Here is a 21,585-nt window from a genome sequence, read left to right on the forward strand (position 1 = left end):
TCATGGTATTATTACTCTTGTCATTATTTTTAATGTTTTTAAGTTGGAAAGTTCAATGAGAATAGACTAGATATTTAGCTATCTGAAATATTTATTGATAGGAAATCATGAAATATATCGTCTTATTTATTTTCATCTTATGCGTAGTCTATGTGCACTTTCGCGGAAAGGTTCGTTATAAGTTCTGGCGTCAACTCTCAGACCATTCGACATTTGTCTCACCAATCAATGTCTTTATGTATTTATTCTCGCGCGTTCCTGGCACGCCTTATTTAAAACAAGACTTGTTCCCTGAACTTGGCGTACTGCGAGATAACTGGTTAAAAATCAGGGAAGAAGGTAAGGCATTAATGGAAGTCCAGCAAATCAAAGCATCGGATAAATATAATGATGCCGGTTTTAATTCTTTCTTTAAAACGGGGTGGAAGCGTTTTTATTTGAAATGGTATGAAGATAGCCATCCATCAGCAATGACATTGTGCCCCCACACCACCACCTTATTGAAAGGGCTGCCATCGGTGAAAGCGGCGATGTTTGCTGAGTTACCGGACGGCAGCCGTTTGCCTCGCCACCGAGATCCTTATGCGGGTTCCTTACGTTATCATCTTGGTTTAATCACTCCGAATGATGACCGCTGTTTTATTGATGTTGATGGTACAACCTACAGTTGGCGTGATGGCGAGGGTGTACTGTTTGATGAAACTTATATTCATTATGCTGAAAATCAGAGTGGGCAGGATCGGCTGATTCTCTTTTGTGATATTGAACGCCCGATGCGTTATCGTTGGGCGCAATGGGTTAACCATTGGTTGGGGCGCAATTTGATGAGTGCCGCCACTGCCCCCAATGAAGAAGGGGATAGGACTGGTGGGGTTAACCGTGCTTTCAAATATATCTATGCGGTACGTAAGGTAGGTAAGCGCCTGAAAGCCTGGAATCGCAGAATTTATTATTTGATCAAATGGCTATTATTTGGTGGCATTGCCGCATTGATTTTTTATGCGTTGTAGCTCCAGGTAAGTAAAAAAGTGATCAAATAGCAAAAAGCCCGCATATCTTTCTTTAAGCGGGCTTTATCATTAACATCCGATAGCTCCCACTTTTAGTCCTCCAATCGTGTTATTTGACCCAGGTTTAGGCCAAATTGCACGGCAAAATCTCAGCAATGAGCCGTTAAACTTCAAATGCAAATTTTTATTCCATAAAAAATTATTTTTGAAATAAAATGGTTAGCTGGGTCACAAAAGAACCAACTTTCTTTACTACTCCTTCACTAAAAACCTACCCGTTTTGTCATCTACTTATCATTTTTTTTCATTTAATATCAAATGGATATTTTTTATCGGTGCTGTTGAATAGAGTGTTAGTCCTGTTTTTACTCACCTCAAGTTAGAATTTAAGTATCATATTGTGATCGATATAGAATTTTAATTTCAATATGAATGATATGTTATGTCACAGTTAAGTTATTCAGGTGTTGCTGTGAGTTGTCAGGTGGACAGGCAAGAAATCGAAAATGTAAAAGGGGCGTGCTAAATAGAAAAATACATCATAAGTAATATAACGTCACACTCTGTAAGAAAGTTTATTTGGCTTCAATAACTGCATTTATCTAATTAATAAATCAGAGTGTCAAAAAGTTTTTTCACTTTCTCTTTTGAAAGTGCGGAGACGTTTTTTTTAAAAACCTTTTTGGCATTAAATGGATACTCAAATAAAAGGTAAGGATATGTCGTTAATGATGAATCTCAACGCACAACAGAGAAAACGATTACATCAAATAACATTAGTCGCTACCTTTGGTGGCTTGCTTTTTGGTTACGACACGGGTGTTATTAATGGTGCATTTTCGTCATTGAAAGAAAACATGGCGCTGACACCGACAACAGTCGGCCTGGTAATGAGTGTACTTTTGGTCGGTGCCGCTATTGGTAGTATCTTGGGCGGAAAACTGGCTGACTTCTTTGGCCGAAGAAAATATTTACTCTATCTCTCCTTTGTTTTCTTCATTGGTGCACTATTATGTGCATTGTCCCCTAATATTACCTGCCTGTTAATTGCCCGATTTTTGCTCGGTTACGCAGTCGGTGGTGCATCGGTTACTGCGCCCACATTTATATCCGAAGTTGCACCAACAGAAATGCGGGGCAAATTGACGGGATTAAATGAAGTAGCAATTGTGTTTGGTCAATTAGCGGCATTTGCTGTGAATGCGGTGATTGGTATTGTTTGGGGACATCTTCCTGAAGTCTGGCGCTATATGTTATTGGTTCAGACTATCCCCGCGATTTGTTTATTGGTTGGAATGTGGCGTTCGCCAGAAAGTCCTCGCTGGCTGGTCAGTAAAAATCGCCGTGAAGAAGCATTAGCCATATTAAAACAGATTCGCCCCGAACAGCGTGCGATTAAAGAATTTGAAGATATCGTCACGTTGATTGATGTTGAAAAAGAAAAGCACTTATATGCAAAGAAAGATTGGGCTATTATTTTTCATACACCGTGGATCTTAAAATTAATCTTGGTGGGTATTGTTTGGGCAGCATTGCAGCAAACAACCGGGGTTAATGTGATTATGTATTATGGCACTGAAATACTGAGAACTGCCGGGTTCTCTGAAAGAATGTCATTGATTTGCAACGTGTTAAATGGCGTCTTTTCTGTCGGTGGTATGGTCATTGGGGTGCTTTTCCTGGTTGACCGGTTTAAACGGAAGACATTAATTATTTATGGTTTCGCACTCATGGCAACATTACACCTGATTATCGCCGGTGCAGATTATTATCTGATGGGTGAAATCAAGGCGACTGTCATTTGGTTGCTGGGCGCGTTATTTGTCGGTGTTATGCAAGGGACTATGGGCTTTCTTACCTGGGTGGTATTAGCTGAGCTTTTCCCATTAAAAATTCGTGGATTATCTATGGGGATTTCGGTGTTTTTCATGTGGATCATGAATGCAATAGTTAGTTACTTATTCCCGGTATTACAAGCGAAGTTGGGCCTAGGCCCGGTATTCCTGATTTTTGCACTTATCAACTATCTGGCGATTATCTTTGTGGTCGCAGCCTTGCCAGAAACAGCTAATAAATCATTAGAGCAACTAGAAGAAGAACTGTCTTCCGGTAATTAATAGGTACTGCTTTATATGAGACAAATGAGTCATAGCGCAAAGGGGACAGGTCATGCTAGATAATATTACTGCTGAAAATATCCATTTAGGGTGTCATGCAAAAAATAAGGCTGAAGTTTTATCCATGGTAGGGAAAGAGTTTAAAGCTAAAGGGTATATTAACCAGGATTGTATTGCTTTCCTTAATGAAAGAGAGCAGCAAGTCTCTACGTTTCTGGGCAATGGTATTACCTTACCTCACCTACCAAAATCAGCTACCAATATTATCGTTAAAACAGGTGTTGAGATCTTCCAATTCCCGGATGGTGTTATTTGGGATAGAAGCAATGTAATGTTTATTGCCATTGGCGTTATCGCGAAAGAAAAAGAGCATATCGATGTGCTAAAAGATATTGCCTCGATCTTTAGTGATGAAATTATTGCTAATGCACTTTCGCTGATTTCAAATAAGCAGGATTTTCTACGTATTCTTAATCGAAAATAGCGGTGAGCTTATATCGATAATACTCAAGCCGGAGCAAATTATCAGATAGCCAAAAGCCCGTTTAAGTTTCCTTAAGCGGGCAGCGCCAATTGTAATGCCAAATGGCGTTTATTCTTGTGGGCCATCGCCTGATATGTTCACTTGGCCGGAGGTAATACCATGAATTTCAATGCCCTGGACAAAAGCCTGCCCTGGCGTCACCTCTACTTTCTGTGGCGGTGAGTTTGCTGTCTGACGATAGATAACATAGGTGTTCCCTGAGTCATCCCTGTGTAGCGCTGCGGGAGGCACCGCAATGCCTTGTTCATTGCGATAGAGAACGACCATGAGTTGGGCGCTCATACCTATTCTTACGCGTTGTGCTGGCTGAATTGATGATGAGTCAACATCAATTGTGACATCAAATTTAGCGCCAGCCTGTTGACTATCACCAACATTCCCTTGCATACCAATGGCGGCGATATGTCCCGTTAACTCCAGCCCGGCAAACCCATCACCGGTGATTTGCACCGGCATACCTTCCCGTAATAGATGTAAATCGATCTCTTCTACGCGCGTTAGTATTCTGAATGTATCTTGATTAATAATATCGATCAGCGGGGTGCCTACGTTGACGGGCATTCCGGATTGTATGAGAAGCGGGCGACTATGTTCTGGGATTATGGGGCTGACAATATAACCTGCTACGGGAGCTTTCACTTCCTTGCGGGAAAAAGCGGCCTGTAATGTATCGTATCTGGCCCGCGCATTGGTTAGCTCTATATCTGCTATCTGGCGCTCCAGCCCCTGACTATGCGCAAGTGTTGTCATTAATTCATCTTGCGCCGCAATAAGGTCCTGCTGCTGAACTTCCACTTGCTGAGTGAGTGCGTCAACCTCCATACGAGCAACTATTCCTCGTTTAAATAGGGATTGCGTATCCCGCAAACTGTTCAGGCTATTTTTTAGCGTTTGCTGGGCCGTGCTGACAGCTCGTCGTGCGCGGGAAACCTCTGTGCTATGTGCCCAGTTTTGCAGTTGTTGCGTTTCACGCTGCGCCTTCATAAGTTCAGCCTGAGCCTGACGAAGCTGTATTTCAAGTTGTGACGTATCCAGCGTCAGTAGGATTTGGTTTTTTTCGACGTATTGCCCCTCATGTACGTTGACTTGTTGCAGGACTCCGTCGAAGGGAGCCGTAATAGCGACTTGAGTTGCCGCCTGAATACGGCCAACCAACCCGAGCTGGTTTTCCAGGGGCTGCGGAACGATGTGCAACCAGTGAGTTACCATATGAGGGGCTGATTGACGGGAAGACCAGGCTGATAACCCTGACATGACACTTAGCACCAATATAAACAGCGCTACGCCACATTTATATTTGTGCAGGATTAACTTATTAAAGTAGCGGGTTATCGCAGACATTATTTTTGTTATTCATCGCCAATATGCATTTTATTAACCACGCTGTAATCACAGTGATTATCTGTTGTAACTGACAGCTTATTTGATGTCAGTCGCCCAAGCGGAAGTGTATTTTTTACTGCTTTCAATGCTATTTGCCATCAACATATCCCAGACAGTTTGGCGTTGCTCTTTGCCGTTACCGGATTCGCCGGTGACAAAGTTGAAATCCATTTTAATCAGATATTGCAGTCTGGTCAGATAATCCTCGGGATACTGAGCCTGTTCTATTTTGGGTAATTCTTCATAATGCTGCAAAACTGATTTAAAGAAATTGGTCTGTTTGAATTCGCCCTGAGCCCATTCTATTTTACTCTGAGCGACGGCCATAACCCGCCAACTCTCTTCTTGGTCATAGGATTCTTGCCACGCGGCCCGACGCTCATTAATGGTAAATGAACCGCTGTCATCGTAGGCAATCAAATCTAATTGCTCCCGCGACATACCCTGAAACGGATTGCTCGCGGCACCATTAGTAAAAGCGGTTGCCTGCTTTGCTCGTGCCAGCCGTTCGGGATTATTGGTATCAGGTACTTCTTGATCGTAAGATTTTCGACCGTTGTAATATCCCATTCCGGTTATTTGATTTAGTAAGGAATTCGACTTTGCGGTTAATTCCTGTCGAGACATTTTCGCATCGCGTTCTTCCGCACGCAAAGCTGCATCGCTTAATTGCTGCGCTAAAGAGGACAAGTTACTATTGGTGGCTGAGCCAGTAGAATTAGGCAGGTCTTCCGCCTGAAGGTTTCCACTATTATTTTTAGTATCGCTATTTTTATTTGCATACTGGGTATTGGGTACGGAAGAAAAAACGTTAATTTTAATCACTCTGACCTCCTGGCAGTTAAGCAGAACATGAATTAAACAGAACATAAGTTAAACCGAACACTGATAATTTGAATATCGCAACGATAAATAATAAAGCAGGCACCCATAGAGATGCCTGCTCATTGTTATCTCATGGTAATCTGTACATCTGAATCATAAGTAGTTGGATTAGCATAAGTTACGGTCAGATTACATCTTGCCCCATTGGTAGGGGTGGAGCTTTTAGTCCATTGTGGGACTTTATTCCCCATGACATATTTCACGGTATATTGCATATCGAACTGGCAAATTTTAGTCCCTATTTTGTAGCGAACATGCATTGCGCCAACATCAGCGACAGGGTTAGATATTGTGTAAGTATTTGAACTACCGCCTGGAACTGATGCCTGCGGTTTAGGGGTCGAGTTAGCCTGGGACATTATCTCTGCTGTTGTTGTTGGTGAAAATACGGCATCCGGCGCCGTCGCTGCACCCAGATTTTTAAACGTGACATTAAATTTCGGACCGGCATGAGCGGCCGCGGAAATTAAGGCAGTCGAGGTGATGACAGCAAACAAAACAGCTTTATTAAATTTCATTTAAAACTCCATTTTAAATTATTTGGCCGCATTGATAATGCCCAGGAAATATCACCGATATGTTGCAGCCAATGACATAAGAATTTCCTGTGTGAAAGAATATCGGTAGGTCAGGCAATAACTTTATATTTTTCTAACTAAGGAAAGATGTTTTTTTTAAGTTAAATCATCCTAAAGTGAAATTTATAAACCAATGGCGTATTAATTAATAATCGATATGAAATAATATTAAATGATATTATTAGACATATTAGTCATCTAAAGAAATATCCCAGCTTTCTAATGTGGTACCCAAGGTTTGGTCTAGCTCGGCTTGGGCGTTGAGATAGCTAATTTGCGCATTGAGTCTGGCGTTTTCGGCGTTGCGGAGATCGTTTTCAAAGCTGAGCACCTGAAAGTTACTTGAGCGCCCAACGCTGAGTTTCTCTCGCTCAATGTCCAATTTTCGTTTCGAGAGGTCTCGCGCCCGCTGAGCTATTTCGAACTGCCGCCAGCGTACGCCAATATCCCGGACGGCATTGATAACCTCGCGTTCCAACTGCTGTTGTGCCTGCGCGAGCAGTATGTCCTGATTACGCAAGTTAACCTGCATTTGCACTTCCGCCTGACGAGCCGCCAGATCGTTGATGGGGATTTCTACCTGTACTCCGACATAGTTTTCCCAGTTGCGAGATGAGCCGGTTTGCGCATTACGCGCTTGCATCTGATTTGCTCCGCCAACCAGTGATACATCCCACAGACGGCCATTTTGAGCAACCGTCAGGTTAATATCGGCTTGCTCTCGGGCAATAATTTGAGACAAATAGGCCGGTTGTAGCGCTAGCGCCTGCGCCATAGCTTGGGCGGGTTTAATCTCAATACGCTGGGCTTGAATTTTCTCTGTCGCCACAATTGGCGTGTTTAAATCCAGTGCCAACTGTTGCAATAAGGCAAGGCGTGCGGTATCTACCTGGTTCTTCGCTTCTTCATACGACAGTTCCTGTGTGGCGACATCAGCCTCGGTTTGGACAATTTCATATTCAGCCATCCGACCTGCATCAATCATGGCGCGATTGACCTCAACCAGTTTTCTCGATCGCTCAAGAGCATCATAGGCAATTTGCAATTGTTCCTGCGCTTTGAGCAATTCGCGATACCCTGAGATAATTTGAGTAATGCTTTGTGAGACGGTTGACTTAAGTGCCAACAGATTCAGCTGTTCGGTCAAACGAGCCAGACGCACCGGTGCCGAGGCAACTTCGTGTCCAGCCCCACGTAACAAAGGCTGAATGACGGCAATGTTGGCACCATCATTATTTGATTGTCCGGCGGCGTTTGCTTTGGTTTGACGGTAGGTCCAACCCAAACTGACCCTTGTGCCATAGGGTGTCAGTAATGTTGTGGTGGGGGCTATATTTCTTTGTTGATAATTATCTGATTGATTGCGGTTGGACAAATAACTACCACTCACCACCATTTTAGGCGTAAAGCTGTCCTCAGCTACCCGCAAGTCGAATTTTTGTCCAATACGCTCAAGATAGGCACTGCGAATGGTACGGTTATCGCGCAATCCAAAATAAATGGCATCACTGAGTGTTAAATTGATAGGCTCAGAATCGGTAGGCACATTTTTAAGTGTTACCGAAGGTGCTCCGGGCCTTGAGGCAAAGGCTGGGCTTAGCGATGTCTGCGCGCCACCCGCCCGAGAAGCGAGCATCAGGGTGGCCAGTAACATTAGATTTACGCCGTAATTATTCATCCCGCAGCGCCTTTGCCGGTTGCAGCCGTGATGCTGTCAGCGCCGGATATATGCCAAAAAATAGCCCGGTTAGCACCGAACTGACTATGCCTAACGGCAATGATAGCGGAGAAAGCGAAAATGCAGCCCATCCAGAAAAGTAGACAAACAACCAGGCGGCACCGGTGCCACATAGCGCGCCGATCGCCGCACCGGCTAACGTCAGGGTGATGCTTTCAAAAAGAAATAGGTTAGCGATATCACTGGCGCGTGCGCCGAGTGACATGCGCACACCAATTTCTCGCTTGCGCTGTGAGACATTCATTAACATCACGTTCATCACCCCAACGCCTCCCACGAGCAGTGATATGCCGCCAAGCCCTGCCAGCAACCCCGCAAACATACGTGACTGTTGCGCCATACCTGCCAGCAATTGTTGAGGAATATGAGTCGCGATATCCCTATCGGGTAGTAGAGCAGCAAGATATTGCTGTAACTCTGAAGCAATGTGTTGTTGGTCATCGCCACCACGGGTTCGCGCCAGCAATATTGTGGGCAGAGAAGAGGGGGTTACGCGATGCATCCCGGCAATGGGGATTAAAATACTGTCATCGATAGATATCGGAATCATTGGGTTTGTCCCCCAGGGATGCAAAATACCGATAACCTGATATAGATATCCTTCTAGTTGTAGCTGAGCGCCGGGGAAAATTTGAATATCGTTGGCTGCCATTTCAGCAACGACATTCGCACCGAGCACCACATAGGTATTTTGATCATCATAACGGCTTAAAAATCGGCCTTGCGCGATCTGTAAATCCAGCACCTGAGCTAATTGTGCATTGACGCCTGCCACCATTAAATTTACCGAACGCCCATGAGTTCTCACTTCAGACGATGCTACGGTGAGAGCAGAGACTGACTGTATTTCTGGTAATGCTTTTCGCAGCAGAGATTCATTCAGGGCTGATGATTGATAGCTCAGCGGCTTAGCCGTAGGTGGTAGCTCAATATTAGCGACCAGCAGATCGCTGCCCATTCCTTTAAATACACTCATGGCCTGTACTTCGGCGTTATGACCAATATTAATCAGAGCCACCACAGCGGCGCATCCGACAGCTATCCCTAATAGAGCCAGAAGTGCGCGTCGCCCAAGCAATCGCAGGCTATCAAGAGATTCAATGAGCAGTTGAAGAAGAGTGGGCCCATAACGTGGGATATCACTCATGTGACGCCTCATAAACCTGACCATCTTTGACCTGTAAGCAGCGCTGCATTCTCGCGGCGATGCCCACATCATGCGTCACAATAACCAGCGTCACTGCATGCTCTCGATTGAGAGTTAGCAATAAATCGATGATCTCCTGTGCGGTCTGGCTGTCTAGATTACCGGTAGGTTCGTCGGCCAATAGCAGAGAAGGTTCACCGACCAAGGCTCGAGCAATGGCAACACGCTGGCGTTGACCACCAGATAAATCCGCCGGGTGATAGAGCAGGCGGTCACCTAGCCCCACTTGGTTCAATTGCTTTTGGGCCAATTGTCGGGCCATTTGTCGTGAAACACCGCGATAAATCAGCGGTAGCGCTACATTATCCAGTGCATCCAGTCGAGGTAGTAGATTGAAACTTTGAAAGATAAATCCGATGGTTCGGTTACGTGCCATCGCGCGTTGGTTGGCGCTGGCCGCAAACATGTCCTGCCCGTTCAGCAGATAGTGACCAGAGGTTGGTTGATCCAGCAAGCCAAGAATAGTGAGTAGGGTACTTTTACCCGAACCCGATACTCCTACGATGGCGCAATTTTGGCCTTGGGGAATGGAGAACGAGACATTATGCAAAACGGGATGTACGGTTTTTCCTGAGTAGAAGGTGCAGGATATATCTTGTAGACAAATTAAGTCTGTCACTGATGCTTCAATCATCTGCCATCCCTTTCGCTTTTATGCTTTCGACCAATTCCTTGCTGGCCTAATCAGACTGCATGGCCCGGTAAAAAGCCATGCAAGGTGCATCAAATTGATAACCCAAAGTCCCCCGGTTAATTAACGGCTGTAACCGGCTAAAACTTCAGTTTTTTCTGTAATGACTCATTATTGATATTGGGTGAGGGTAGGGAACTCTGGGATGGGTTGAATAGAGGGGGCTGGTGGGGCTTATCTAAATTTGGCTTTCTGGCTGGGTACAGCCTCAAAAATAACAGGTATAATCCCACAAATTATTCAACTGACTTAGAAACGAAGATGACAAAACTTACCTTACAAGAGCAAATGCTAAAAGCTGGATTAGTGAGCAGCAAGAAAATGGCTAAAGTCCAACGAACAGCTAAAAAGTCACGAGTTCAGGCTCGTGAGGCGAGAGAAGCGGTGGAAGAAAATAAAAAAGCACAACTTGAGCGTGATAAACAGCTAAGTGAACAACAAAAACAAGCTGCTTTATCTAAAGAGTATAAAGCTCAGGTGAAGCAGCTTATTGAAATGAACAGAATCAACCTTTCAAAAGGCGATATTGGTTTTAACTTCACAGATAATAATTTAATTAAAAAAATAGTTGTGGATAAGATGACGCAAGCTCAGTTGATTAGCGGTCGTCTCGCTATTGCTCGAGTTGTTGCGGATAACAATGGCGAAAGTGAATACGCTATTATCCCCGCGAGTGTCGCCGATAAAATTGCGCAGCGAGATGCGAACAGTATTGTCTTAAATAGTGCTCTAAGTCAGGAAGAGCAAGATGAAGAAGATCCGTATGCTGATTTTAAAGTGCCCGATGATTTGATGTGGTAATTAGCCGTTCTCAGAACGGGCTGGCATGACTGATTTTGATCCATTCCTCGCTAATGGGATGAACAAAATGTAACTCACTGGCGTGCAGCATCAGTCGTGGTGTCTGCTCGGTTCCCGGCAGCAAGCGGCCGCCATACAGGTCACAGCCCCAAATCGGGTGGCCCAACTGCTGGCAGTGGATGCGCAGTTGATGGGTACGCCCGGTTTCTGGGATGAGCTGTACCCGCGTCAATGGTAGTAACCTTCCGTCTTCCAACTCATGATAAAAACGTTCAACGACCCGATAGCCGGAGCGAGCGGGCTTGCCGTGAGTTGCGCAAATCGATATCAGTGGGAACAGCGCCGGATCTTTGGCAATTGCTGCGTCTATCACCCCTTCGTTGTCATCCAGATGCCCGCAAAGCAAAGCGCTGTACACTTTGGTCACTGTGCGCTGGCTGAACTGTTGGCAGAGTGCGGCATTGATAGCCTTATTGCGCGCAATGACCATCAGCCCGGAAGTACCGAAATCGAGGCGGTGGACCAGGGTGCAGCCGGGGAATATCTGAACCAGCCGATGATGCACCGAATCGAGATTTTGCGGATTTTTCCCCGAGAGGCTGAGTAACCCAGTGGGTTTATTGATAAGCACCAGGTGATCGTCCTGATAGAGCGTCTCTATCTCGTCATGGCACAGCGGGGCAATAAAAGTATCGACGATCTTAGACATTATGTAAGTACACCCGTTTAGTTCCACGCATTTTTGAGACTTCCACATTTTCAACCATCAGGTGCTGGCCTTCTGATATCAGGTTATGAGTAAAGCAAAAAGCCCGCTTAAGTTTCCTTAAGCGGGCTTCTCTAATTTGGCTCCTCTGACTGGACTCGAACCAGTGACATACGGATTAACAGTCCGCCGTTCTACCGACTGAACTACAGAGGAATCGTGTGAACGGGGCGCATGATATCTAGCATACCCGATACTGTCAACGCTAAATTAGTACATTTGGGTCGACTGCTCAGCATCTGAGCAAAGAAGGTGTTTATTGCGGTTAAATAAAGCTAACCTGGTGTTTTTATTCTTCCTCGCATTTTGTATTCCCTAAAGTGACGAGCGGATAACTAACCCATTGGAGATGAACTTTCAATATTTTGGCTCTCGTTTTCCCAGCGTTTTAGTCTGGCCAGCGGATCCTGGCGATAGAAAGTACAGAAATGCCGATACACCGCCGGGAAACGGTTTTCTAATAGCTCAGGTGCGCTGAAAAAATATTCAGATAACACAGCAAAACATTCTGCGGGATCACTGGCGGCGTAGGCATCCATACTGGCAGCGTCAACTCCCACCATATCTATCTCATCTTGAATGTTGTCCATCGCCTGGTGTAAGTCATATTCCCATGCTGCAACATCACGCATAGCGATAGGTGGCACGCCGTTTGAGTGCCCGCCGTTGCGCATATCCAACTTATGAGCTGCTTCATGGATAACCAGATTAAAGCCTGATAAATCGAATGAGTCTTGAATATCTTGCCAGTTCAGAACAATAGGCCCTTGCTCCCAGCTTTGGCCGGACTGCACGGTTTGCCCAGAATGAACCAGGCCTGCATCATCTTGCCAGTCGTCGTCAACCACAAAAGGGGAGGGATAAATCAGCACTTCATGAAAGCCATCTAGCCATTTCGCTCCCAGTTCCATAACTGGCAGGGCGAATAGCAGTGTCAGACGGGCCTGCATCAGCGGTGTTAATACTAACCCTTGTAGTGGCACCAGGCGCTTTTGCTGCAACAGGTGACTTGCGACAGAAACCAGCCGCTGTTTTTCCTCCTCATTTAAAGGTGCCAATAGGGGGATATTCAGCGCTTCACGCCACTGTGCAAGCATCTCCGCTTGCGGTTGGTTTGCTTTCCACAGCCACTTAATCATCAGGTTGCTCACAAAGTGATAATTCGAACGTCTAAAGCAGGGAAGTGTTGTTGTAAACATGCCGCAAAAGTGGGCATGAACGCAACCGTTTCATGGAGAGATACCCGAGCACTTGAAAGGGCCGCCTCGAAAACCAGTGAGAAGCTCATCTTGCGGAGGAGTAAAATTTCTCACGCTCTTTCATTATTCAAGCACTTATAGAAAAAAAATTCAGCGATCCTTATCACAGTAAGTGGGTGAAATCAGGCGATATATCTTCGTCAAACGTCAAGCTACAACTGTGTTAGCGGCTTTACTGCGACTCGAATAAGTGGCCTGATACACACTATAACCTTCAGCTCGCTGCGACCACTGTGGGCTATTTAAATATTTCTGGTTAATCGATTGTAAAATACAATCCCGCTTTTTAACTTTCCTTTATCACTTTTGTTATTTCGCTTTATCTGACTGCATTGCTAGCTTCTAGGTGCTTTACCAGGGGATTGCACAAAGAAAAGTGGCAAATAACAAGCAGTGAATAAAAGGATAATAACAAGATGACAAAGAAGAAAACGCTGAATACCGCGATAGCTGCCGGTCTTTCTGGGCTGGTTTTATTGGCGGGTAGTGTCCAGGCACAAGCTGAAGCACTCTCCCTGCAAGGGAAAACAATCGGTGTGGCGGTGGTTGGCACACAACACTTTTGGGATCGCGAAGCCTTTAAAGGGGCATCCAGTGAGGTTGAAAAACTGGGTGGGAAAGTGGTGGCGGTAGATGGTGGGCGTGATAACCAAGTGCATGCCGATAACCATGATATTTTGCTGGCGCGTAAAGTCGATGCGGTTATCAGTATTTTGGGTGACAGCGCAGTAGAGCCTAAATTTAAAGCATTACAGGCAGCAGGTATCCCGATATTCACTGTCGACCATGTGTCACCTTATTCCATCAATAACACCACCTCCGATAATTACACCATCGGCAGCACCATTGGCCGCTATACCGCAGATGCGTTGGGGGGAAAGGGCAATATAGCGGTATTTAATGCTTTCTCTAATTCATTGCGTATTTGTGGTATTCGCTACGATCTGTGGAAATATGTACTGCAGGATTATCCCGGTATTAAAATTATTCAGCCGGAATTGGCGGAGCAATATGCTAACTCGCCGGAAGATGCCCGTAAAAAAACGTTGGAATTATTGAGTCAACATCCGAAAGGTACCTTGGATGCTATCCATGTTGCCTGCTGGGATCAGCCTGCTATTGGTATTGTGCAGGCATTGGAAGAGAGCGGGCGCGCAGGTGATGTCAAAGTGACGGCGATTGATGCCGGGCCAGAAACGCTGGAAATCATGGCAGAAAAGGGCAGCCCTCTGGTTGCCAACGTCGCGCAACAACCTAATCTGATTGGCAAAACTTCTGCGGATAACGTAGCACGCTACTTTGCCGGTGAAAAATTACTGCCACAAACCTTCGTCCCGGTGCTGCCAGTCAACGGGCCAGAAGCGGCGAAGGCAGTCTACAAGCAGCTTGGTTACGGCGATTTGAAATAACACCATGACATATTCTGCTTATTCAGGCACCCACGCTGTGGGTGGCCTTGAAATGAACAATATTAGAAAGTCGTTTCCGGGAACTATGGCACTGGATGGCGCAGTGCTGCGGGTTCTTCCGGGAGAGGTACACGGTCTTATTGGCGAAAATGGCGCTGGCAAATCAACCTTGATCAAAATTCTGGCTGGGGTTTATCAAGCTGATAGCGGAGAAATTATCGTTGATGATAAACGGCTTAACCCCGTTACAGCTAAAACTGTCCACGCCAGTGGTGTCCGCTTTATCCATCAGGAATTGCACTTAATCCCACATTTTACCGTGACTGAATCGGTCTTTATGGGACAAGAATTACGCCACCCGTGGCTGGGGCTGGATAAACGTGCGATGCAGCAAAAAACAGAGCAATTTTTCAGGCAAATTCTGAATACCGAGATTGACAGCAATACCTTAATCAGCGAACTGAGTATTGCTGAACGCAAATTAGTACAAATTGCCCGGGCGCTGATTGATGGTCAGGCGAAATTGGTGGTGTTTGACGAGCCGACGGCCCCGCTGGAAGCCAGTGAAGCACAACGGGTGTTTGCCGCTATTAGTGAATTAAAAGCGCGCGGTATCGCCATTATTTATATCTCACATTACTTGTCGGAAATAACGGCGTTATGCGACCGTGTAACAGTATTTCGTAACGGGAAGGATATCGAAACCTTATCTCCGGTGACTCAACAGGATATTGTGCCATTAATCCGTTTGATGATTGGCCGAGACCTTGATGCGCTGTTTGCCCCGCGACGCGCTAAAACGGCATTAAAACCCCGACTTGAAGTTAACCAACTGCGAGTTAATCGTGCATTTTCTTCTCTGAGTTTTCAGGTTGCTGAAGGTGAAGTCGTCGGGATTGCCGGTCTATTGGGCTCAGGGCGAGACGCGCTCATTGACACCCTTTACGGCCTGCAACGGCCAGGTAGTGGGAACATCACTATCAATGGTAGATCGCAATCAATTCTCTCTCCCGCTGAGGCTATTGCACAGGGCATTGTGCTGGTGCCACGAGATAGGCGCCATCAGGGATTGGTGCTGGAAATGCCAGTGACCGATAACATTAATTTGGCGTCATTATCCGATGTGGCCTTGGCTGGTTGGGAACAACGCGGTAAAGCGGCGGTGCGCGCCGAGGGGTTAGCAAACCGTCTACGTATTCGGCCCAATAATCTTCGCCAGCCGGTTCGCTTCCTCAGCGGCGGTAATCAACAGAAAGTGATTTTAGCCCGTTGGCTGGCAACAGATGCCAATCTGTTTATTTTGGATGAACCAACATTGGGTGTGGATATGGGGGCCAGAGCTGAGATTTATCAATTGGTTGAATCATTGGTGACCAGCGGCAAAAGTGTGTTGGTTTCCTCCAGTGATGCCAGCGAGCTGATCGGATTATGTGACCGAATTTTAGTGATGTTACGCGGTGAGTTGGTGGCAGAAGTCTCAACACAAGACTTAACTCAGGAAGCTTTATTGGCATTAACCACCGGCAGCACGCCCTCTGCGTCGCCACTGTCAGAACAGGAGGCACTGATATGAGCCAACTCAGTCACGGGCAGGTAAAAAATAAGCCTTTTGTTGGCAAGCGTTTCTTGCCGAATCAACGGCAATTAATTGATAACATACCGATATTACTGTTCGCAGCTTTATTACTCTTTCTCTGTGTACAGGCACCTTATTTTCTCGGATGGCAAAATATCACCACTATTCTGCGCCAGACGGTGCCACTGGCTATCCTCTGTTTCGGTTTAGTTTGTGTGGTGACCGGCGGTGGAGATGATGTTGTTTCGGGTGGTATCGATATTTCGCTGCCGGCGACTGCTGTTTTGGCTGCGGCCATCATCAGTGATGGGCTGACCAATCAAGGTGCGAGTTATTTGACCATCGCTATCTGGGCGGTGGGTGCCTCATTACTGGCGGGCGCAGTCAATGCCGTGTTGGTGGTCTGGGTCAGATTGCCGCCATTACTGGCGACATTGGCCAGCTCCGTCGCCTTTATCGGCATAGCTAACCTAATAACTCAGCAACGACGCATAAGTGTGACCGATAGCGCGATGGTGGCTTTTCGCGATAATCGTTACTGGCAATTGCCGGTTGCTGTTTGGTTTATGTTGCTCATATTTGCCGTATTGCTCTTTGTTCTCTACCGAACTCGCTGGGGGTTACATTTACAGGCGAGTGGTGGCAATCGCGAAGCCGCAGAAATGTCGGGTTTACCGGTTAAACGGCTGGTGGTGCAATCATATATGCTGGCCGCGCTCACCGCCGTGTTGGCCGCATTAGCGCTGGTAGCTCGGGGATCTGGAAGCTCGCCAGGGACTGAAGAGTCATTATTGCTAGAAATGGTTCTTGCTACTTTTATCGGCTCTGCATTTTCACGTCGGCGGGTCGTGACGATTGGCGGCGCATTGCTCGGCGCTTTGCTAGTGAATGCGTTATCGAATGGGTTGGCGTTATTGCGCGTCGACATTTTCTGGGTTGGGGCGATAAAAGGTGCGCTGATATTACTGGTGCTGGCGACCTCGGCATTGAAGTCTGGCGGGCGTTACTGATGAAAAATGTGAACATTCAATACCGTCAACGGGCCTTGCCTGCTCTGAAGTACTTACTCATTCAGTATGGGTTTGTTTTAATATTAGCCGCCTTTTTTATTTTTTTCTCATTGAAAACACAGGCCTTTTTCTCGACTGGTAATCTGCAAAATCTATTACAAGGGAATGCCATCCTACTGATTGTGGCGCTGGCGATGACCTTGGTAGTGACGGCTGGCGGGATAGATCTGTCGGTCGGGGTGGCACTGGATTTTGGTGCAGCTTTTGCGCTTATCGCCCTCAAGCAATACCAATTATCCTGGCAAGTGGCGATATTGGCCGCTCTGGCGGGAGGAGCATTAATTGGTTTACTGAATGCCTTCTTAATTGTTTGGTGTAACGTTAAACCCTTTCTGGCGACATTAGGGACTTATTTCATCGGCAGCAGTGTGGAGCGGATTTATACTGATGGCGGTGGGCCGATCGCTTTCCGGCGTATGGCGCAGGAATATCACAATCTGGCGGTGGGGTCATGGGCCAATATTCCCTTACCGGTGATTTTTGCCGGGGTGCTGTTTCTGCTCTATTTTATCTTTTTTGAACGCACCATCTTTGGTAAGCGCATTCATGCACTGGGGCTGAACAGTCAGGCGGCAAATGCAGCTGGTATTCGGGTAAAACGCTATTTGTTCTGGACATTAATTATTACCTCCGTGACCTGTGCATTAGGCGGGGTGATCTTATCCGCAAACTTGCGCCAGTTTACGCCCCTTGCGGGTCAGGCCTATTTGCTGGACGCCATTGCCGCCGTATTTATTGGTACCGCTTTCCATGCTCAGGGGCGGCCGAATGTCCCAGGCACCCTCGTTGGCGTGTTATTTCTTGGTATGGTTGCCAATGGTTTAAATCTATTAGGCCTTGATTTTATTGTTAAAGATGCATTGACTGGCCTTATTTTGATTGGTGCGTTGGCACTGTCATTTATCCAGCGCAATCTTAAACGCTCCCAACGTGCAGTAGCATACGAATAAGGAAATGCAGTGAGTAAATTTGATGCGGTGTTTGTTGGCCTGACCATTTTAGATATTGCCGGGCGTCCGGTCACCGGTATTCCTGAAAAGGGCGGGGTGCATTTTATCGATCAAATTCGTCTTAACCCTGCTGGGACTGCCAGTGGTGCGGCGATGAATGCCGCAAAGTTGGGTATTCATACCGCGACTTCTGCTTGTCTGGGAGAGGATGAGAAAGCCGATTTTATTCTGAGTGTTTATCACAAGTTGGGTATTGATAGCTCGCTTATCCAGCGCACCACGCAAGCAGAAACCTCAGCCACAATTTTGACTATTCGACCCGATGGTGAGCGCCCCGCATTGCATTGTCGAGGGGCATCTGACCATTGGTATGTCGACGATATTGATTTTGATAGGGTATGCGATACCCGATTTTTGCACCACGGCGGCAGCGGGTTACTGGCTGCGATGGACAAAGGCCAAAGCGCGCGGCTTTTGCATCATGCAAAAAGCAAAGGCGTGGTCACCAGTTTTGATCTCATCGCGCCCAACTCACAAACGCTATCATTATTAAAACCCATGCTCGCTGCTATTGATTATTTTATGCCAGCATTAGAAGAGGCTGCTTTTATCTCTGGCCTGGATAATCCGCAGGATATTGGGCAGTTCTTCCTCGATTTAGGCGTGGGTACCTGTATCTTTAAAGCCGGGTCGCAAGGGTCTTATGTGATAAGTTCGCACCATAATTTCCGTGTGCCTGCCTATCAGGTGGCAGTTTCAGATACTACCGGTTGTGGTGACAGTTACTGCGGTGGATTTATTGCCGGATTAGCTAATGGCTGGTCACTGGAACAGGCTTGTGAACTCGGTTCGGCAGTCGCGGGATTAGTGGCAACCGGTTTAGGATCGGATGCCGGAGTGGTTAATTGGGCGCATACGCTTGATTTTATGGCACATACCCCCAGATTGAACTGAAAAGCACTCCTCAATATAGTCGGCTCAGTTATAGCGATATAATAAAGGCTCATTGCGTAGAAAACGTTCAATATCCTGTGCAATCATGGCGCTATGTTTAACCAGCGTCTCATGTGTAGCACCTGCAATATGTGGGGTGATAACCACATTATCAAACTCATGAATAAAAGGATGATTGGCGTGGATCGGCTCATGGGCATAGACGTCTAACGCCGCACCAGCCAGTTGTTTGCGCCGCAAGGTATCAACTAAGTGTTGCTCAACTACCACTGCCGCGCGTGAAGTATTGATAAAATAAGCCTCTGGTTTCATTAATGAAAACAAGTGCGCATCAATTAATCCTTCTGTTTGTGGGGTGACTTTCACATGTAGAGTGACAAAGTCAGACTGACTGAAGAGCAGCTCCAATGTAGTTTTGTGGATGCCTGGTTCGTCCAATTCGACCTCTGAAACATAAGGGTCGGCTACCAACAGCCGCATGCCGAAAGCTCGCGCAATACGTCCAACGCGCTGTCCAATACTGCCATAACCGACAATCCCCAAAGTTTTATTGCGTAATTCCACCCCTTTAAACACTTCATAAGGGCTGTCTTTGGTCACATCCCACACTACATCGGTTTTAAGCCCAGCATTGCCTGGCGTGGTTGCCGTGAATTGTCCCTGCTTCAGAGCGCTATGCGCCTGCGGAATGTGGCGAGCCAGATTCAGCATCAGTGCAATCGTTAATTCTGCCGCCGCATCAGAATTGCGCCCCGGAGTATAAATAACCGGAATTCCCCGCTCTGTTGCCGCATTCACATCAATATTGACCGGATTGGCACGAGTGCAGGCAATGAGCTTCAGTTGCGGGCAAGCTTTAATCACCCGGGCAGTAATATCGTCATAACTGGTGACCAGAAAATCAGCATCGTGGCCGAGTGCAATCAACCGTTCCTCACTCAGTTTGGGTTTCCCTGCCGCCCAACCACTGATAACCAATTCGCCAAGCTGATGGAAATGGTCCAGACTGCCGGCATATTCTGCGGTAAAGAGCGTTTTCATAGATTGTCCTGAGAATGAGGAGGATATTTAGCGCTATTAAGTTGGCTTAAGGCCTGTTCTCTGGCTTGCCAGACGGGCTGTAGCGCCTCGCGTAGCTGACGAAAAACAGGGTAAAGCGCGTCATAGATAGGCATTTGTTGTGGGTCGGGTGTGTAGGTCGTGATGTTATCGAGTGAATCTACCAGAGAAGCCGTTTGTCCGATGGCTTGGGCTGCCAACATGGCGGCCCCGCGGGCACCCAATTCTTTTACTTGCCGGGTGACGACCTCGCGGCCAGTGCAATCAGCAATAATTTGCAACCACAAGCTGGAAGCCGCACCGCCACCAGCCAAGTACAGACGCCCACCCGCAGGATAATCAGCGAGAGAATCCTTAATGGCATACGCCAGACCTTCAAAAACCGCTCGTAACAGGTGGCTGTCAGTGGTGTGTTGACTGATACCGAAAAAACCGGCGCGCGCTGATGGGCTGTAAAATGGTGCCCGTTCGCCATTGATATAGGGCTGATAAAATACTCCACCGCAACCGGCTGGCACGGCCTCAAGTTGGGTGCTGGTTTGCAAGAAATCTTTGCTGTCGGTGAGTTTTGACAGCGCCCAATCAATATTGGGAGTGCCAGATTGCAGAGCAAATAGATTGATATAATGGCCACTTAACGCATGAGGGACAAAGCGGGTTTGCCGATTAATACGTTTGAGATCATTGCAAACAATGCCGGTACAGCAAGTGGTGCCAAGGATGGTATACACATCGCCATGATTCACTGCCCCTATTCCTAGTGCGGTTGCCGATACATCCAGCGCACCGGCACAAACAGGGATACCCACTGCTAATCCGGTAATTTGCGCGACCTGCGTGGTGATGTGGCCTGCAATAGCAGCTGATGGCAACAACGGGGGGAATAATCGGGCAGTATTCGTTATTCCTAGTTGCGACAGAACCTCATTTGATAACTCACCGCGCCGCAAATCGAGTAATGAGGTGCCGGTATCACTGATTTCCAGCCAGGATTCCCCTGTCAGTTGATAGCGAATCCAGTCTTTGGCAAAAAAGAAGTGGTCTGCTTGCGCCAATGTTTCAGGTTCATATTGCTGTAACCAACGGAGGATCATGCTGCTGTTGCACGGCAATAACGGTGTGCCGCTGATGGCGAACAGTTGCTCTTCCAGACCCGGTTGTTGCTTAAAATACTCAACCAATGCGGCGCTACGCGTGTCACTCCACAAGATAGCATTACGCACCGGTCTCCCCTGGCTATCCACTAACCAGACACCTTCACCTTGCCCGGTTATGCCAATAGAACGAATTTTATTTCGCCGTAATAAAGGCGAGTTCATTACTGTTTTCAAGGTGGAAACCACCCCAAGCCAAAGGCTTTGCATATCTTGTTCTGCATAGCCGGAATGGGGCGATAGAGTGAGGTTATCGACCGATGCAACCAGACACTCATTAAAATGGGTGTCAAATAGTACTGATTTTACTTTTGAGGTTCCTACGTCAATTCCGAGATAATAATCCATCGGGTATTACCATTATAAAAGTCATAATGTTCTGAGTATAAAGGGCTGTGCGCTTAGTAAGATACTGATCCAATATGCTTTTTATT

The 21,585-nt window shown here is 46.7% G+C and carries 19 protein-coding genes and 1 tRNA gene; 9 read left to right on the top strand and 11 right to left on the bottom strand.

Annotation, left to right across the window (positions count from 1 at the left end; genetic code table 11):
- Window positions 1–107 precede the first annotated feature (107 nt).
- The 3 genes from lpxO to QSV56_RS16620 all read left to right on the top strand — a co-directional run bounded on the left by lpxO (window position 108) and on the right by QSV56_RS16620 (window position 3,611).
- Window positions 108–1,010, top strand: a complete 903-nt coding sequence (gene lpxO, locus QSV56_RS16610; protein ID WP_019082835.1) for a lipid A hydroxylase LpxO — start codon at window positions 108–110, stop codon at window positions 1,008–1,010.
- 719 nt (window positions 1,011–1,729) lie between these two features.
- A complete protein-coding gene (locus tag QSV56_RS16615; RefSeq protein ID WP_026018007.1) occupies window positions 1,730–3,127 on the top strand; it encodes a sugar porter family MFS transporter in 1,398 nt (465 codons plus the stop codon).
- Between the two features lie 52 nt (window positions 3,128–3,179).
- Window positions 3,180–3,611 carry a PTS sugar transporter subunit IIA gene (locus QSV56_RS16620; RefSeq protein WP_046051195.1) on the top strand — a complete coding sequence of 144 codons (432 nt, stop codon included), beginning with the start codon at window positions 3,180–3,182 and terminating at the stop codon, window positions 3,609–3,611.
- Between the two features lie 108 nt (window positions 3,612–3,719).
- Here the strand turns inward: QSV56_RS16620 and QSV56_RS16625 are convergent, their stop codons facing one another.
- The 6 genes from QSV56_RS16625 to QSV56_RS16650 all read right to left on the bottom strand — a co-directional run bounded on the left by QSV56_RS16625 (window position 3,720) and on the right by QSV56_RS16650 (window position 10,096).
- Window positions 3,720–4,925, bottom strand: a complete 1,206-nt coding sequence (locus QSV56_RS16625; RefSeq protein WP_229694744.1) for an HlyD family efflux transporter periplasmic adaptor subunit — start codon at window positions 4,923–4,925, stop codon at window positions 3,720–3,722.
- Window positions 4,926–5,090: 165 nt separating this feature from the next.
- Entirely contained in the window at window positions 5,091–5,879 is a 789-nt protein-coding gene (locus QSV56_RS16630; protein ID WP_019082837.1) for a hypothetical protein, read from the bottom strand.
- A 125-nt stretch (window positions 5,880–6,004) separates the two neighbouring features.
- Window positions 6,005–6,457 carry a hypothetical protein gene (locus QSV56_RS16635; protein WP_019080897.1) on the bottom strand — a complete coding sequence of 151 codons (453 nt, stop codon included), beginning with the start codon at window positions 6,455–6,457 and terminating at the stop codon, window positions 6,005–6,007.
- Window positions 6,458–6,707: 250 nt separating this feature from the next.
- Entirely contained in the window at window positions 6,708–8,195 is a 1,488-nt protein-coding gene (locus QSV56_RS16640; protein WP_046051192.1) for a TolC family protein, read from the bottom strand.
- Window positions 8,188–9,402, bottom strand: a complete 1,215-nt coding sequence (locus tag QSV56_RS16645) for an ABC transporter permease (protein ID WP_050122738.1) — start codon at window positions 9,400–9,402, stop codon at window positions 8,188–8,190. The genes QSV56_RS16640 and QSV56_RS16645 overlap by 8 nt, the downstream gene beginning before the upstream one ends.
- The gene (locus QSV56_RS16650) at window positions 9,395–10,096 is read right to left on the bottom strand and encodes an ABC transporter ATP-binding protein (protein ID WP_046051190.1); all 702 of its coding nucleotides are present in this window, start codon (window positions 10,094–10,096) and stop codon (window positions 9,395–9,397) included. The genes QSV56_RS16645 and QSV56_RS16650 overlap by 8 nt, the downstream gene beginning before the upstream one ends.
- A 318-nt stretch (window positions 10,097–10,414) precedes the next feature.
- Between QSV56_RS16650 and QSV56_RS16655 the strand changes: the two genes are divergently transcribed.
- Window positions 10,415–10,954 (top strand): DUF2058 domain-containing protein, encoded by a 540-nt coding sequence (locus QSV56_RS16655; RefSeq protein WP_046051189.1) that lies wholly within the window; start codon window positions 10,415–10,417, stop codon window positions 10,952–10,954.
- A gap of 10 nt (window positions 10,955–10,964) precedes the next feature.
- Here QSV56_RS16655 and QSV56_RS16660 read toward each other — a convergent pair whose 3' ends face one another.
- The 3 genes from QSV56_RS16660 to mtfA all read right to left on the bottom strand — a co-directional run bounded on the left by QSV56_RS16660 (window position 10,965) and on the right by mtfA (window position 12,859).
- Window positions 10,965–11,663 (bottom strand): RluA family pseudouridine synthase, encoded by a 699-nt coding sequence (locus QSV56_RS16660; RefSeq protein ID WP_046695195.1) that lies wholly within the window; start codon window positions 11,661–11,663, stop codon window positions 10,965–10,967.
- 137 nt (window positions 11,664–11,800) lie between these two features.
- A tRNA-Asn gene (locus QSV56_RS16665) sits at window positions 11,801–11,876 on the bottom strand.
- 179 nt (window positions 11,877–12,055) lie between these two features.
- Window positions 12,056–12,859 (bottom strand): DgsA anti-repressor MtfA, encoded by an 804-nt coding sequence (mtfA, locus tag QSV56_RS16670; RefSeq protein ID WP_050131861.1) that lies wholly within the window; start codon window positions 12,857–12,859, stop codon window positions 12,056–12,058.
- Window positions 12,860–13,395: 536 nt separating this feature from the next.
- Between mtfA and QSV56_RS16675 the strand changes: the two genes are divergently transcribed.
- Genes QSV56_RS16675 through QSV56_RS16695 form a run of 5 tightly spaced genes read left to right on the top strand, consistent with a single transcriptional unit; the run spans window position 13,396 to window position 18,938 of the window.
- On the top strand, window positions 13,396–14,388 hold the full coding sequence (locus QSV56_RS16675) for a sugar ABC transporter substrate-binding protein (protein WP_263697809.1): 993 nt from the start codon (window positions 13,396–13,398) through the stop codon (window positions 14,386–14,388).
- A gap of 4 nt (window positions 14,389–14,392) precedes the next feature.
- The gene (locus tag QSV56_RS16680) at window positions 14,393–15,961 is read left to right on the top strand and encodes a sugar ABC transporter ATP-binding protein (protein ID WP_301212990.1); all 1,569 of its coding nucleotides are present in this window, start codon (window positions 14,393–14,395) and stop codon (window positions 15,959–15,961) included.
- Entirely contained in the window at window positions 15,958–16,974 is a 1,017-nt protein-coding gene (locus tag QSV56_RS16685) for an ABC transporter permease (protein ID WP_301212991.1), read from the top strand. Before QSV56_RS16680 ends, QSV56_RS16685 begins: the two co-directional genes overlap by 4 nt.
- Window positions 16,974–17,984: an ABC transporter permease gene (locus QSV56_RS16690; protein ID WP_050333580.1), complete on the top strand. Its 1,011-nt coding sequence runs from the start codon at window positions 16,974–16,976 to the stop codon at window positions 17,982–17,984. Before QSV56_RS16685 ends, QSV56_RS16690 begins: the two co-directional genes overlap by 1 nt.
- Before the next feature lie 9 nt (window positions 17,985–17,993).
- Window positions 17,994–18,938, top strand: coding sequence for a carbohydrate kinase family protein (locus QSV56_RS16695; RefSeq protein ID WP_050158490.1), 945 nt, complete (start codon window positions 17,994–17,996; stop codon window positions 18,936–18,938).
- Window positions 18,939–18,962: 24 nt separating this feature from the next.
- Here the strand turns inward: QSV56_RS16695 and QSV56_RS16700 are convergent, their stop codons facing one another.
- Window positions 18,963–19,979, bottom strand: coding sequence for a 2-hydroxyacid dehydrogenase (locus QSV56_RS16700; RefSeq protein WP_301212992.1), 1,017 nt, complete (start codon window positions 19,977–19,979; stop codon window positions 18,963–18,965).
- Window positions 19,976–21,499, bottom strand: a complete 1,524-nt coding sequence (locus QSV56_RS16705) for an FGGY-family carbohydrate kinase (RefSeq protein ID WP_050131850.1) — start codon at window positions 21,497–21,499, stop codon at window positions 19,976–19,978. The genes QSV56_RS16700 and QSV56_RS16705 overlap by 4 nt, the downstream gene beginning before the upstream one ends.
- Window positions 21,500–21,585: the final 86 nt, after the last annotated feature.

It is taken from the genome of Yersinia sp. 22-579 (assembly GCF_030433455.1).
Classification (GTDB): domain Bacteria; phylum Pseudomonadota; class Gammaproteobacteria; order Enterobacterales; family Enterobacteriaceae; genus Yersinia; species Yersinia enterocolitica.